Genomic DNA, 14055 nt, shown 5'->3' with positions numbered 1-14055 from the left:
CATAAGCTTTATTTTGAATATTTTACACTAGCATGAAATCCCTCCTGACCCTGACACTCTTTTTGCTGACAGTCTCAGCCAGCCTGGCCCAACAAATAATAGTGCGCGACAAAACCACGATGGAGCCACTGCCGGGGGTTACGATCAAGACGGGAAGCACAACCATTCAGACGGATGCAAAAGGAGAGGCTGCCCTGCCTGCAGCGCTCCCACCCGCCTCCTTGCTCCTGTTCAACTACATCGGGTATCAGTCTAAAAGTATAACCACTGCCCAGTTGAAAGCGCAACTGCACGAGGTGGTGCTAACGCAGCAAAGCCACAGCCTGCAGGAGGTAGTGGTATCGGCAGGGAGGTTTGCGCAGGAGCGGAAGTATGTGCCCCAGCAGGTGGAGGTGCTTAGCCAGCGCGAGCTGAGCTTCATGAGTCAGCCTACCATGGCCGAGGTGTTGCAGCAAACCGGCAAGGTGCTGGTGCAAAAGAGCCAGATGGGTGGCGGAAGCCCTATTTTACGCGGTTTTGAGGCCAACAAGGTGCTTTTGGTAGTGGATGGTGTTAGGATGAACAACGCGATTTACCGTGGCGGGCATTTGCAGAATGTCATTACTCTGGATAATAGCATGCTGGAGCGCACCGAGGTGATTTTCGGCCCCAGCTCCGTTATTTATGGCTCTGATGCCCTTGGCGGTGTCATGCACTTCCATACGTTGCAGCCGCAACTGGCACCCGAGGGCGAGAAGCGTACTGTAAGCGGCAGCGCCTTTACCCGTTATGCCTCCGCCCCTGACGAGAAGGCGGCTCATGTGCAGCTGAATTACGGCCGCCGGAATTGGGCCAGCCTGACAAGTATAACCGTCTCGGATTTTGGCAACCTGCGCCAGGGCAGCAACCGCAAAAGCGCCTATGGCAACCTTGGCATCCGGAATTACTATGCAGGTACCACCACTGCCGGCCGCGATACCATGCTCCTGAACCCGAACCCGGACATCCAGCGCCCCACCGGCTACACCCAGTACGATGTGCTGCAGAAAATACGTTTTCAGCCATCTGCCAGCCACAGCCATACGTTAAACCTGCAGCTGAGCACCAGCACCGATGTGCCGCGTTACGACCGCCTCACTGAGCTTGCCGATGACAAACTGAAGTATGCCAGCTGGTACTATGGACCGCAGGAGCGTTTACTGGCATCCTATACTTTTGCCCACACCGCCCCTACAAAATTGTACGACGAGGCGCGAGCCGTTGCCGCGGTGCAGCGACTGGAAGAGAGCCGCCATAACCGCCGCTTTGGCAAGAATTGGCTGTCGCACCAGACGGAGCAGGTATGGGTGCACAGCCTCAATGCTGATTTCTCTAAAAAGCTGCGCGCGCACCGCCTGCAATATGGCCTGGAGGCAACCTATAATGATGTGCAGTCGGAGGCAGACGAAGAGGACATTGCCAGCGGCGAGCGTAGGACCCAGAGTAGCCGTTACCCGGATGGCGGCTCCAGCATGCATAGTGTGGCGGCCTACCTCACCAACTCCTGGGAGGCGAAGCCCTGGCTGGTGCTAACCCAGGGCCTGCGCTATACTTATGTGGGGCTGGATGCGCGCTTTAAGGACAAAACATACTTCCCGTTTCTGCAGGACGATGTGCAGCAGCGGCACCATGCTATATCCGGGAACCTGGGGGCGGTACTGCTGCCGGGCAACGGCTGGCGCTTTGCCATACTTGGCTCCTCCGGCTTCCGCGCCCCAAACGTGGACGACCTGAGCAAAGTGTTCGACTCCACTCCCGGCAACGTCATCGTGCCGAACCCTGCGCTTGGGCCGGAATATACCTACAACCTGGAAGTGAGTGCTGCCAAAAGTATAGCAGAGCGCCTGCACCTGGAGGTAACCGGCTACCGCACCTGGCTCCGGGATGCCATCACCGTGCAGCCCTTCAGCCTGAACGGCCAGGATTCCATACTTTACAACGGAGATCTGAGCCAGGTAACAGCCAACGTAAATGCGGGCAAGGCCTACCTTTACGGGTACAGCGCCAGCCTGCAAGCCGATATCACCAACTCCCTCAGCCTCAGCTCCTCCTTAAATTATACTTACGGCCGTGTGCAGGGAGCTGAAGGAGAAACCCCGCTTGACCATGTGCCACCGCTATTTGGCCGCACAAGTATAAACCTGCAGCTAAAGCGCCTGCGTACGGAGTTTTTTGTGCTATATAATGGAGTGAAATCACTGGAGGAATACAGCCCTAGCGGAGAAGATAACTTAAAGTATGCTACGCCGGACGGCATGCCTGCCTGGCATACCCTGAACCTGCGCACCGCCTTCCAGATCACACCAAACCTGCAGTTCCAGGCGGCCCTGGAGAACATCACCGACAGGTATTATCGTGTTTTTGCCTCAGGTATTAGTGCGCCGGGCAGGAATGTGGTGCTTACGCTGCGCGGAAAGTTTTAGAGCAGGCCAGGAAGTGTTAAACCCTAAGTATAACAGCATATAACTTACCAAGCTGCTCCTACCCTTTCCGAAATCCCCTTCAAATCCTTAGCTTTAAGAACTAAAACACGAATTATCTACCTTATCAACCCTAATATGCAGAAACGTATACTTTCGGTGGCGTTGCTGATGGCCCTCTCCGGCTGTGCAGTGGCCCAGAAGAAAGGCAGCCAGCCCAAGGCCACACCCGCCACAGAACGGCTCCAGGCGTTACAGGCACGCCAGCAACTAGAACAGGCTTCGCTTGCAGGCAACCTGAAGCTCCGTAACATCGGCCCTACCATGATGAGCGGCCGTATCACCGATATTGAGGTATCTCCCCAAGACCCTACCATTTTCTACGCTGCCTACGCCTCCGGCGGACTCTGGAAGACTACGAACAACGGGCAATCGTTTGAGCCGCTCTTTGATGAGCAGGCCGTGATGACGATCGGTGACATTGCCGTAGACTGGAACAACAACGAAACAATCTGGATTGGTACCGGTGAGAGCAACTCCAGCCGTTCCTCTTACTCCGGTGTGGGTGTCTATAAAAGCACGGATGGCGGCAAAACCTGGCAGCACATGGGCCTCGATGATACGCACCACATCGGCAGGATTATCGTGCACCCTACCGATCCGAACACCGTTTGGGTAGCGGCGCTTGGCCATTTATACTCTCCAAACAAGGAGCGCGGCATTTATAAGACTACCGATGGTGGCAAAACCTGGAAGAAGACCCTGTACGTGGATGACAACACCGGCGCCATCGACCTGCAGGTAGACCCGAAGAACCCGGACAACGTGTATGCTGCCTTCTGGCACCGTGAGCGCCGCGCCTGGAATTTTGTGGAAGGCGGTAAGTCGTCGGGCATTCATAAATCAACAGACGGCGGCAACACCTGGACCGACATCAGCACCAGCGGCAGCGGCTTCCCGGACAACGAGAACGTAGGGCGTATCGGCCTAAGCCTGTTCCCGGGAAACCCGAATATCCTATATGCTTTGGTCGATAACTATGACCGTCGTCCGGCAGAAAAGAAAGATGACCAGCCGGAGATGCTGGACAACGACCTGTTTAAAGGCATGACAGCGGAGGAGTTCCTGAAGCTGGATGACAAGAGCCTGAACGCATTCCTGGACCAGAACAGATTCCCGAAAGAGTACACGGCTAAAAGTATAAAGGCACAGGTTAAAAGCGGCGAGTTAAAACCAGCTGCCCTGTACGATTACCTGACCGACCCGACAGCCGAGCGTTATGCCACTGAGGTGAAAGGCGCTGAAGTATACCGCACCGACGATGGCGGCAAAACCTGGAAAAAGACACATGACAGCTTCATCAACGATATGTACTCCAGCTACGGTTACTACTTTGGAGTGGTACGCGTGGCGCCGCATAACCCGGACAAAATCTACATACTTGGCGTACCGTTGCTAACTTCCGATGATGGCGGCAAGACCTTCCGCAACATTGAGGGCGACAACGTACACTCCGACCACCAGGCGCTGTGGGTGAGCCCAGACAAGCCGGGTTACCTCATCAACGGCAACGACGGTGGCATTAACATCAGCTATGACGATGGCAAGACCTGGTTTTATGCCAACAACCCTGCCGTGGGGCAGTTCTACTCCATCGAAGTAGATATGGCCAAGCCGTACAACGTGTATGGCGGCTTGCAGGACAACGGCACCTGGGTTGGCCCGAGCAACTACAAGTATAGCCTCGACTGGACAAGCCGCGGCAAGTACCCGTACGAGCGCATCGGCGGTGGCGACGGCATGATGGTGCAGGTAGACTGGCGCGACAACAACATCGTGTACTATGGCTCGCAGTACGGCAACTACACCCGCCTGAACAAAGCAACCGGCGAGCGTACGTTCATTAAGCCAACACACAACTTGGGTGAAACACCGCTGCGCTTCAACTGGGAATCCCCTATCCACCTGAGCCGCCACAACCAGGACATTTTATACTTTGGCTCGAACAAATTCCACCGCTCTATGAAAAAGGGCGAGGACATGGAAACCTTGTCTGGTGACTTGACCAACGGCGGCCGCAAAGGCGATGTAGGCTACGGCACCCTGACAAGTATAGATGAGTCGCCGCTGCGCTTTGGCTTGCTTTATACCGGTTCTGATGACGGGGTGATCCAACATTCAAAAGACGGAGGGTATACCTGGACGCGCGTTTCGGACAAGCTGCCGCAGAATTTGTGGGTGTCTACGGTGGTGGCTTCGGCACATAAGCAGGACAGAGTTTATACTTCCCTCAACGGTTACCGCTACGATGATTTTACACCATACTTGTACGTGAGCGAGGACAACGGCAAAAAGTGGGAGCGCATCGGCACTAACCTGCCAATGGAAGCCATCAATGTGGTAAAAGAAGACCCGAAGAACCCGAACCTGCTGTACGTAGGTACTGATCACGGCTTATACTTCTCCCTGGACAAAGGCAAGACCTTTATGGCCATGAGCAACGGCATGCCAGCCGTGGCCGTGCACGACTTAAAAGTGCACCCGCGCGAAAATGACCTGGTGGTAGCCACCCATGGCCGATCCATCTTTGTAGCCAACGTGGAGCACCTGCAAAGCCTGACGCCGGAGGTGCTGAACCAGCCGCTGCACATGTACGCCATAAAGCCCATGAACTACAATAGCGGTTGGGGAGAGAAGCGGTATACCTGGGGTGAGGTGAGCAAACCGGAGCTGACGATCCCATTCTATACTTCGGCAGCAGGCACTACCACCATCCGCATTAAAACCGAAAAGGGCGAAGTGGTGCAGGAGCTGCAGGACCAGAGTGAGCGCGGCCTCAACTACGTGACCTACGACCTGTCTGTAGACGCTGACAAGGCAAAGGCCTACGAGGCAGAGTTGAACAGCAAGAAGAAGGATGACGAGGAAGCTGCCAAAGTAGCGCCCGCCAAAGACGGAGTGATCTACCTGCAACCAGGTAAGTATATGATAGAAGTAACAACCGCCTCGGGTGCGACCAAAACCCAGGAGCTGGTAATCAAAGCCCCTGAGCGCCGAAGCAGAAGTTAACTAAGTACGTCCGACAAAAAAGGCAGCCACTTGGGCTGCCTTTTTTGTTACTCCTTTTTGCAGGTTCCTTTGTACTTTGACTTCCCCACATTATGTATGGATGTAGTATGTGCAGAGAGCTTAGTTGGCTTTATTCACCAGTAGCTTCACCTGTTTGTTTTCTGTCTTTTGCTTTGTGTTAGGAAAAGGTATTACTTCCAATAGGGTTATCTCATACTTCTTCCCGCCTACTTCAGTTATTAATGTATGCTTGCTTTGGAAAGGCGCAGGACGGCAATCTCCGATGCAAAAGGTCAACGCCTGGCTATTTCCGCTGTTACTGTAGATTTTTAGCTTTGCCACCGCATTGCCGTACCACACGCATACCACATCCTCCGGGCAGCGCGAGTCAGCTACTTCCTCCACCTCCATCTCCATCAGGTTTGTCTCGCCACCGGTTATTTTGATTCGCTCCCCCTGTTCAAGCACAAAGGCTTCTCCCAACCCTCCTCCCTGTGGGGTGGGCAGCGTCTCATCTCGCTGGCATTGGGTCATGGCAAGCAGTATTATCAGCAGGGAGAGTAGGTAGTTCATCATACGGTAAGGGCTTTTAGGGTTAGTGTCTGCAATAAGAAGAGCCCCAAAGTATACCCGATGGTTGCATAGCTTTATATATTTGTACTATCCATCTCCCGCTGCCTGCTTTGTGCGGCAAAAGGCAAGCAGCAACAACGAACTGCAACGTATAGCTTTCTCCCTCCTACCGCAGTGGGTTGAGCGGTACTACAACAAACGCTACTGGCACCGGACACAAAGCAGGGAAGTATATACTTGAAGCGCAGCACAACATAGGGTACAAGTATAAAATTAAGCTCGAAAGATGTTTTGCGCTCTGTCTGATCCTCTTATATTGCGCTAAAAATCCAAACCTATGAAACAACTTTACAAGAAATCTGGCCTGCCGCGCTGGCAGGTGTTCCTTCCACTTTGCCTGCTGCTTTTCGCGCAGTGCACCCCTGCCCGCCGCCTCTCGCTGCAGGACGGAAAAAGAATAGAGCAACTGGGTGTTTGCCTTGTTTTTGCCGATGATGTGCCGACAGAGTTTCAGGAGCAGTTTGAGAACACGCTGGAGGATTACATGATGCGGTACAACACACAGCCGCATGCCTTTAAGCTGACCGAGTGCCGGGATGAAAGCTCTATGCTCCTGCGGGTGGAGCATGTGCAGTACACTAACGCCGGCGAGCGTGCCGCAGGCGTAGCCGTGAGTGCTATCGGTTTGATCGGGGTGCCGGTGGCCATGGTGTCGGCCGGGTTGCCGTTCTATGCCTTCTTCTACTACTTCCCGAGTAACCAGACGCAGGCTATCCTGGCCCTGAGCAACGATATCGGACACCCTACACTGGGCGCCGTAAACAGGGTATATACCAGCGGCGGCATGTTTGGCTCCGATGAGCGCCAGCGCCTGCGGCACGCTAGAAAGTTTGAAAAGCACCTGACAGCCATTTTCACGGAGCTGGAGGATAGCTACAAAATAACCGCCCGTAGGCCTATGCTTAAAACTTCACAAGGCGTAATCTCTACCGGACCAGTGCAGTAAACCATATTTAGCTAAAGTATAAATTAAAAAAAGCGGCTGCTCCGGAAAGGGGCAGCCGCTTTTTTGGGTTTATACTTATACTTTACAGCGAAGCCAGGCTTTGCTCAATGGCGTTGATTTTTGCCTCTGCATCGGCCTTCTTCTTGCGTTCGTTGGCGATCACAGCCTCTGGGGCACCGCTCACGAAACGCTCGTTGCTCAGCTTTTTATCTACAGAAATAAGGAAGCCTTTGGTGTACTCCAGCTCCTTCTGCAGGCGCTCGCGCTCGGCTTCAACGTCAATATTGCCTTCCATCGGGATGAAAAACTCGTCGCCGGCCACAATGAAGCTGATAGCCCCGTCAATGCTCTCCTCCACAAACTGCAGCTCGTTCAGGTTTGCCAGCTTGCGGATGATGCCCAGGAACGGCTCGTAGCTTTCCTGCTTCATCACCTTGATGTAAAGGTCAAGCTGCTTGGAGTTCGGTATGTTCTTGGAGTTACGCACGTTGCGGATCGAGCCAACCACATTCAGCACGTTCTCCATCTTCTCGATAATCGCCTTGTCGAACTTCTCCTTCTTAGGCCACGCAGACACAATCAGGTATTCCTTATCCTTGCGCTCCTTCAGATCGTGCCAGATCTCCTCGGTGATAAACGGCATGAACGGATGCAGTACTTTAAGCACCTTCTCCAGAAATGCGATAGTATGATCAATCGTCTGCTTGTCAATCGGCTGCTGGTAGGCTGGCTTGATCATCTCCAGGTAGTTCGAGCAGAAGTCATCCCACACCAGCTTGTAAACAGACAGCAAGGCATCAGAGATACGGAATTTGCTGAAATGGTCCTCGATCTGCACGAACGCCTCGTTAAAGCGGGAATCAAACCACTTCACGGCCGTTTCGTTCGGGAATGATAGGCTCTCGTCCACTTCCCATCCTTTGATCAGACGGAAGGCGTTCCAGATCTTGTTGCTGAAGTTACGGCCCTGCTCCACCAGTTTCTCATCGAACAGCAGGTCGTTGCCAGCCGGTGAGCTGAAGAGCATACCCGCGCGCACGCCGTCGGCACCGTACTGGTCGATCAGATCAAGCGGATCAGGTGAGTTACCCAGTGACTTAGACATTTTACGGCCCTGCGCATCGCGCACGATACCCGTCAGGTACACATTCTTGAACGGCATCTCGTTACGGAACTCGAAACCGGCCATAATCATACGCGCCACCCAGAAGAACAGGATCTCAGGGGCAGTTACCAGGTCGTTAGTCGGGTAATAGTATAGAATGTCCTTGTTGTCCGGGTCTTTAAAGCCATCGAACACCGATATTGGCCACAGCCACGACGAGAACCAGGTATCCAGCACGTCCTCATCCTGGCGCAGGTCTTCCATTTGCAGCTGCTCGTTACCGCTCTCTTTGCGGGCTAGCTTCAGCGCTTCCTCATCGGAGGTAGCTACTACAAAAGAACCGTCTGGCAGGTAGTATGCCGGTATGCGCTGTCCCCACCATAACTGACGAGAAACACACCAGTCGCGCACGTTCTCCATCCAGGAGCGGTACATGTTCTTGAATTTCGGCGGATGCAGGCGGATCTCGTCATTCATCACGGCCTCTAGGGCTGGCTGGGCCATCTTGTCCATCTTGCAGAACCACTGCATAGACAAGCGCGGCTCGATAACGGCTCCTGTGCGCTCTGATGTCTGCAGTACAGAGGCGTACTCCTCTATTTTCACCAGAAGGCCAGCCTCCTGTAGATCTTTTACAATGTTGCGGCGTGCGGCAAAACGGTCCTGGCCCACGTAAAGCTGCGCCAACTCGTTCAGGGTTCCGTCGTTGTTCAGGATATCGATAGTAGGCAGCTTGTGCTTCTGGCCTAACTCGTAGTCGTTCAGGTCGTGGGCAGGCGTTACTTTAAGCGCTCCCGTACCAAACTCTATCGTTACGTACTCATCCAGGATAACCGGAATCTCCTTGCCAAGCAGCGGGATACGAACCGATTTGCCGTGCAGGTGCTTGTAGCGCTCGTCGTTCGGGTTAACGGCCACGGCCACGTCGGCCATGATCGTCTCCGGACGGGAGGTAGCCACGGTGATATAGGTAGGCTCAGCTGCACCGTCTGCCACTACTTCGTAGTTCAGGTGGTACATCTTGGCCATCGTATCTTTGGGGATAACCTCTTCGTCAGAAAGGGCCGTCTGGCCTTGCGGATCCCAGTTTACCATGCGCACGCCACGGTAAATCTGGCCTTTGCGGTACAGGTCCACAAACACCTCGATCACGGCGGCGCTCAGGTCGTCTTCCATCGTGAAACGGGTACGGTCCCAGTCGCAGGAAGCGCCTAGCTTTTTCAGCTGCTCCAGAATGATGCCGCCATACTTCTCTTTCCACTCCCAGGCATACTTCAGGAACTCCTCGCGCGTAAGGTCGCTTTTGTTGATGCCTTTTTCTTTGAGCATAGCCACTACTTTCGCCTCTGTGGCGATGGAAGCGTGGTCGGTGCCCGGTACCCAGCAAGCCTCTTTGCCCTGCATACGCGCTCGGCGGATCAGTACATCCTGGATGGTGTTATTGAGCATATGGCCCATGTGCAGCACACCCGTTACGTTAGGCGGCGGAATCACGATGGTATAAGGCTCTTTGTTCGGGTTAGGCTCTGAGTGGAAGAAGCCACGCTGCATCCAGCTGTCGTACCACTTCTTCTCTACTTCCTTGGGGTTATATTTCGTTGAAATCGACATCGTTTACTTTATTTTGCTGCTTTTTGCGCTAAAAGGCAAAATTAGGGAATTTGTGGTAATTAAGAATGATATTCAGAAAGAAGCCGTGGTTTTACGTATCCGTTATACTTTATAACGTGGCCAAACCTCCGGACAGAGGCTTTTTAACCTTCATGAAGCTGCCGCATCAGACGACCTGCAGGTTATACTTTGCCAGCAGCCCCTGCAGCCCGTGGCGAGAGAACTTCGCCTTTTTGACGGTATTCAGCTCCGGGTCTATCTCAAAATTGAAGGCGGTGGAGAAATCGGCCCCGGTGAGGTTGGTAAAGCTGAAAACGGCCCGTTCCAGGTCAGTTTCGCCGAACACGGCATTCGCAAGATTCGCGTTTGAGAAGTCGGCACCTTTCAGGGAAGTATGGAGAAAGGGCGTTTTGGCCATTTTACGGCCTACAAATGAGGCATAGTCCAGGATGCAGTTCTCGAAGCGTACCGTAAAGAGAATGTCCTCGCACTCGCTGAAGTTTACGCCTGTCAGCTTACACTCCCGGAAAACAACGTCGCTCAGGGTGGAGCAGTGCAGCTTAAGCATGGCCAGGTTGCAGCCGATGAAAATGCAGTCGGTAAAGCGGTTCTGCGAGAAATCGGCATTCGAGAAATCACAGTTCCTGAAAGTGCACTGCTCAAATTCCCTATTTTTGATGGGCTTGTTCGCGTATACTACTTTCTCAAACGTTTTGCCTTCGTGGGTCTGTCCTTCCATGGCGCTTTGCTTTTTTATCTGGGCTTAAACAGAAAAACCTGCCTTTGGGAGACAGGTTTTTCCGGCATGATGCTGTTTATACTTATGCCTCCTGGTGCAGCCAGGATTTTTTAGCAAGCAGTTCTTCCTCTGTCTCGCGGTAGTCCGGGTCGTCCACGCAGCAATCCACGGGGCAAACGGCGGCACACTGAGGCTCCTCATGGAAACCCATGCACTCGGTACACTTATCGGAAACGATGTAGTAAAACTCATCTGAAATAGGTGTCTGCGCCGCATCACCGGCGATTACCTCGCCTCCGTCGATCTCCACCTCGCTCAGCGCGGTACCGCCGCCCCAGGTCCACTCCGCGCCGCCCTCGTAAATGGCGGTGTTCGGGCACTCTGGTTCGCAGGCTCCGCAGTTTATACACTCATCGGTTATCATTATAGCCATAGTCGTATCTCCTGTATATTTTTTATACTTTTGTACTTCTGTTTCTTTTAACGAACAAAATTAGGAACAAACAGTATCCCTATCAAGTAATTTTTTACGAGCCACGCAAATTGCCATGACATTAGAGAACAGGATCGAAGCCTTTGTAGAACTCGGGAAACAGCTACAGCACCTGACGCCCGAAGAGCGGCAGGCCTGGGCTTTCTCGGCTGCCTCCCGTAACCCCTGGTTTACAGAGGAGAATGTGTCCTGTGCCCTAAACGGCATTATTACCATGCTGGAGGAGCAATACCTCCGTGAGTGGCTTTACCCGTACCACCTCAAACAGGTTACACCCAAAAAGGTTGGTGTGGTGATGGCGGGCAATATCCCGATGGTCGGTTTCCACGATTTCCTGTCGGTGCTGATAAGCGGGCATTTCCTGCTGGGCAAGCTCAGCTCCAGCGACGATATGCTGATGAAGCGCATTGCTAACATGCTGATAGGCATAGAACCGGCTTTTGGCAACCGCATTGAGTTTGTAGATATGCTGAAGGAGGCGGACGCCATTATTGCTACCGGCTCCGACAACACGGCCCGCTACTTTGAGTACTACTTTGCCAAGCGCCCGCATATTATCCGAAAGAACCGAAGCAGCATTGGCGTACTTACCGGCCACGAGGAGGCCGACGACCTGAAAGCGCTGGGCGAGGATATTTTCCGCTACTACGGCCTGGGCTGCCGCAACGTATCGAAGGTGTTTGTGCCGGAGGGTTATACTTTTGACAGGTTTTTTGAGGCTAATCAGCAACGCTCCAATATCCTGGACCACCACAAATACCAGAACAACTACGACTACAACAAATCCATACTTCTGGTGAACCGCGTACCGCACTTCGACAACGGCTTTATGCTGGTGCAGCAGAGCGCCAACCTGGTTTCGCCGATCTCAGTGCTGTTTTACGATACCTTTACCTCACTTTCGGACCTGCGCCAGAAGCTGCACGAGGTGAAGGATAAAACCCAGGTGGTGGTATCAGCGCACGGTTGGCTGGAGGCCAGCATTCCGTTTGGCGAGGCTCAGCGCCCCATGGTGTGGGACTATGCCGACGGCGTAGACACCCTGGCTTTTCTGCAGCGTTTGTAGTTCCTTAAAAATCAGCGTTAAAACATTGCATCTTACATAGCGGTTTCCTATATTGGTTATAGATATTTAAATCACACCGCACATGGAAACTTATGTAAACACTATCCCGATGCTGGAGAAGGAGCAGATTCCGTCTCTCCACTTTGGGCCTACCGACGTACTCACAGACCCTGAAGCCCGCAAGAAACGCATGTGGGACCTGAACCGCGCCACCTCCCTTGGCAATGTGTATCAGGGCAAAGTTGAGATAACCTTTCAGACAGCAGATGGCAAACAGCACCGCGTGGATACCACTGTTTGGGCTGTTGATGAAAAGTTCATGACTCTGAAGGCAGGTTGTTCCATCCCGGTTACCTCTATCATCGGCATAGAGTTCTTTTAAACCTGAAATCCCATTCCCCTAATAACGAGGCAAGTATACCCATACTTGCCTTTTTTGATTACCATAGGTTAGATGTTGCAACAGCATTCCGGCATGATATCTGCACTATATAGGGTGAACCAAATAAGTATACTATGCTAAATCAAAAAACCGACACCCAACTCATCAACAAAGACCGCATTTCCACCCTCAAATTCAGCAAAACGGATGTGCTGCAGGATTCTGAGGCCAAAAGCCGCCGCTATTATGCCGCTAACCGCGCCACCATTCTCAGCAACACGTACCGCAACAAGTCCATGATCACGTTTAAGACAGCCTCCGGCGAGAAGAAATGCGTGGAAGCCGCCCTTTGGGGATTCGACAAGGACTTTGTATTGCTAAGGTCAGGTATGTTTCTGCCGCTGCGCTCCATCTTAGAGATTAATTACTGCTAAGCCATGAAACCAACTTTAGCGCCCTGCGCACTTATAGGTACGTATAAAACGTAACGGCTTGCTCAACTACTGAGCAAGCCGTTTTTAGTTTCTGCGCGGGTAAGACCTTAAATTCGCTCCAGTACCTTTAAAATCAGGTCGTCTATCACCTGCTCGGCGTTCTCGGCAAACTGCTGGGTGATACGGTTCGCCACAATGGCATTCAGCGACAGCATTTCGTGGCCCAGTATACGGCCCATGCTGTAGTATCCGGCCGTCTCCATCTCGAAGTTGGTTAGCATGTAATCGTTGTGGCGGAAGTTGTGGTAGGTCTGCAGCAGTTGTTCAATTCGTAAGCCGCCGCGCAGCACGCGGCCCTGTGGTGCATAGAAACCCGGACAGGTAAGCGTGTTGCCGGGCACCATATCAAAAGCGATTCTCTGGATCAGGCTCTGGGAACCTGCCACGCAATATGGCCGGAAGCCCAGACCCAGCTCCTGCTGCAGCTTAGCGCTTATACTTTGCTCGCCTTCCGTCTGCTCCAACTCGTAAAACTCCATCAGCGAGTCTAGTCCTATACTTGTGTGTGAGGCCAGGTGGCTGCCCAGCGGCACTGTTTCCTGCAAAGAGCCCGAGGTACCGATGCGCACGATGCTCAGCTTTATCTTCTCCTCATTAACCTCACGGCTGCGGAAGTCGATGTTCACCAGGGCATCCAGCTCGTTCATCAGGATATCGATGTTGTCGGTGCCCATTCCCGTTGAGATCACCGTCAGGCGTTTGCCCTTGTAGTAACCTGTGTGGGTTACGAATTCGCGCTTGGCTATCTCCACCTCTATCTCATCAAAATACTTGCTCACCTTGCCCACCCGCTCGGGGTCACCTACGGTAATAATAGTGTCGGAAATATGCTCCGGCAGCAGGTTGAGGTGGTATACTGTGCCGTTTGGGTTTATAATTAATTCTGATTCCGGGATTGCCATTTTTATTTAATGATGCTTATATCGTTTATGATGTCCAACCACCCCTACCCCTCCAAGCTACTCTCGCTAGTTTAAAACTTCTGTTCTCACTAATCTTAGGGGGAGCTTTGTTTACTTTAAGAGTGGATTGCTCGGATACAAAGGTATAAAAACAAGAAAAGCGTGGCTGATTAGGCG

General features: G+C 52.8%; 11 protein-coding genes. 6 read left to right on the top strand and 5 right to left on the bottom strand.

From position 1 onward, the window contains the following. Window positions 1-32 precede the first annotated feature (32 nt). Together OO017_RS02935 and OO017_RS02930 are read left to right on the top strand one after the other, a co-directional pair. The gene (locus tag OO017_RS02935; protein WP_266050936.1) at window positions 33-2441 is read left to right on the top strand and encodes a TonB-dependent receptor; all 2409 of its coding nucleotides are present in this window, start codon (window positions 33-35) and stop codon (window positions 2439-2441) included. A 135-nt stretch (window positions 2442-2576) separates the two neighbouring features. After that, a complete protein-coding gene (locus tag OO017_RS02930; RefSeq protein WP_266050935.1) occupies window positions 2577-5507 on the top strand; it encodes a VPS10 domain-containing protein in 2931 nt (976 codons plus the stop codon). 120 nt (window positions 5508-5627) lie between these two features. Here OO017_RS02930 and OO017_RS02925 read toward each other — a convergent pair whose 3' ends face one another. Continuing rightward, the gene (locus tag OO017_RS02925; protein ID WP_266050934.1) at window positions 5628-6083 is read right to left on the bottom strand and encodes a hypothetical protein; all 456 of its coding nucleotides are present in this window, start codon (window positions 6081-6083) and stop codon (window positions 5628-5630) included. 334 nt (window positions 6084-6417) lie between these two features. Here OO017_RS02925 and OO017_RS02920 point away from each other — a divergent pair, with 334 nt between their 5' ends. Continuing rightward, on the top strand, window positions 6418-7086 hold the full coding sequence (locus tag OO017_RS02920) for a hypothetical protein (RefSeq protein WP_266050933.1): 669 nt from the start codon (window positions 6418-6420) through the stop codon (window positions 7084-7086). 82 nt (window positions 7087-7168) lie between these two features. Here the strand turns inward: OO017_RS02920 and OO017_RS02915 are convergent, their stop codons facing one another. The 3 genes from OO017_RS02915 to OO017_RS02905 all read right to left on the bottom strand — a co-directional run bounded on the left by OO017_RS02915 (window position 7169) and on the right by OO017_RS02905 (window position 10974). Further along, on the bottom strand, window positions 7169-9802 hold the full coding sequence (locus OO017_RS02915) for a valine--tRNA ligase (protein WP_266050932.1): 2634 nt from the start codon (window positions 9800-9802) through the stop codon (window positions 7169-7171). A 166-nt stretch (window positions 9803-9968) separates the two neighbouring features. After that, window positions 9969-10541, bottom strand: coding sequence for a pentapeptide repeat-containing protein (locus OO017_RS02910; protein WP_266050931.1), 573 nt, complete (start codon window positions 10539-10541; stop codon window positions 9969-9971). A gap of 82 nt (window positions 10542-10623) precedes the next feature. After that, window positions 10624-10974 carry a 4Fe-4S binding protein gene (locus tag OO017_RS02905; RefSeq protein ID WP_266050930.1) on the bottom strand — a complete coding sequence of 117 codons (351 nt, stop codon included), beginning with the start codon at window positions 10972-10974 and terminating at the stop codon, window positions 10624-10626. Window positions 10975-11089: 115 nt separating this feature from the next. Between OO017_RS02905 and OO017_RS02900 the strand changes: the two genes are divergently transcribed. The 3 genes from OO017_RS02900 (at window position 11090) to OO017_RS02890 (ending at window position 12916) form a co-directional block, all read left to right on the top strand. Then, the gene (locus tag OO017_RS02900; RefSeq protein ID WP_266050929.1) at window positions 11090-12100 is read left to right on the top strand and encodes an acyl-CoA reductase; all 1011 of its coding nucleotides are present in this window, start codon (window positions 11090-11092) and stop codon (window positions 12098-12100) included. Window positions 12101-12182: 82 nt separating this feature from the next. Beyond that, window positions 12183-12482, top strand: a complete 300-nt coding sequence (locus tag OO017_RS02895) for a hypothetical protein (protein ID WP_266050928.1) — start codon at window positions 12183-12185, stop codon at window positions 12480-12482. 134 nt (window positions 12483-12616) lie between these two features. Then, on the top strand, window positions 12617-12916 hold the full coding sequence (locus OO017_RS02890) for a hypothetical protein (RefSeq protein WP_266050927.1): 300 nt from the start codon (window positions 12617-12619) through the stop codon (window positions 12914-12916). A 107-nt stretch (window positions 12917-13023) separates the two neighbouring features. Here OO017_RS02890 and OO017_RS02885 read toward each other — a convergent pair whose 3' ends face one another. After that, complete coding sequence (locus OO017_RS02885) at window positions 13024-13878, bottom strand: nucleoside phosphorylase (RefSeq protein WP_266050926.1); 855 nt, start codon at window positions 13876-13878, stop codon at window positions 13024-13026. Between the last annotated feature and the right edge of the window lie 177 nt (window positions 13879-14055).

Origin of the sequence: Pontibacter anaerobius, assembly GCF_026241195.1 — a bacterium.
GTDB lineage: Bacteria > Bacteroidota > Bacteroidia > Cytophagales > Hymenobacteraceae > Pontibacter > Pontibacter anaerobius.
This window is presented reverse-complemented; position numbering and strand designations above follow the sequence as displayed.

What these genes read in the sequence shown, in the direction of transcription:
- OO017_RS02935 (WP_266050936.1), top strand. Translation starts at nt 33, where the DNA reads ATGAAATCCCTCCTGACCCTGACACTCTTTTTGCTGACAGTCTCAGCC.
- OO017_RS02930 (WP_266050935.1), top strand. Translation starts at nt 2,577, where the DNA reads ATGCAGAAACGTATACTTTCGGTGGCGTTGCTGATGGCCCTCTCCGGC.
- OO017_RS02925 (WP_266050934.1), bottom strand. Translation starts at nt 6,083, where the DNA reads ATGATGAACTACCTACTCTCCCTGCTGATAATACTGCTTGCCATGACC.
- OO017_RS02920 (WP_266050933.1), top strand. Translation starts at nt 6,418, where the DNA reads ATGAAACAACTTTACAAGAAATCTGGCCTGCCGCGCTGGCAGGTGTTC.
- OO017_RS02915 (WP_266050932.1), bottom strand. Translation starts at nt 9,802, where the DNA reads ATGTCGATTTCAACGAAATATAACCCCAAGGAAGTAGAGAAGAAGTGG.
- OO017_RS02910 (WP_266050931.1), bottom strand. Translation starts at nt 10,541, where the DNA reads ATGGAAGGACAGACCCACGAAGGCAAAACGTTTGAGAAAGTAGTATAC.
- OO017_RS02905 (WP_266050930.1), bottom strand. Translation starts at nt 10,974, where the DNA reads ATGGCTATAATGATAACCGATGAGTGTATAAACTGCGGAGCCTGCGAA.
- OO017_RS02900 (WP_266050929.1), top strand. Translation starts at nt 11,090, where the DNA reads ATGACATTAGAGAACAGGATCGAAGCCTTTGTAGAACTCGGGAAACAG.
- OO017_RS02895 (WP_266050928.1), top strand. Translation starts at nt 12,183, where the DNA reads ATGGAAACTTATGTAAACACTATCCCGATGCTGGAGAAGGAGCAGATT.
- OO017_RS02890 (WP_266050927.1), top strand. Translation starts at nt 12,617, where the DNA reads ATGCTAAATCAAAAAACCGACACCCAACTCATCAACAAAGACCGCATT.
- OO017_RS02885 (WP_266050926.1), bottom strand. Translation starts at nt 13,878, where the DNA reads ATGGCAATCCCGGAATCAGAATTAATTATAAACCCAAACGGCACAGTA.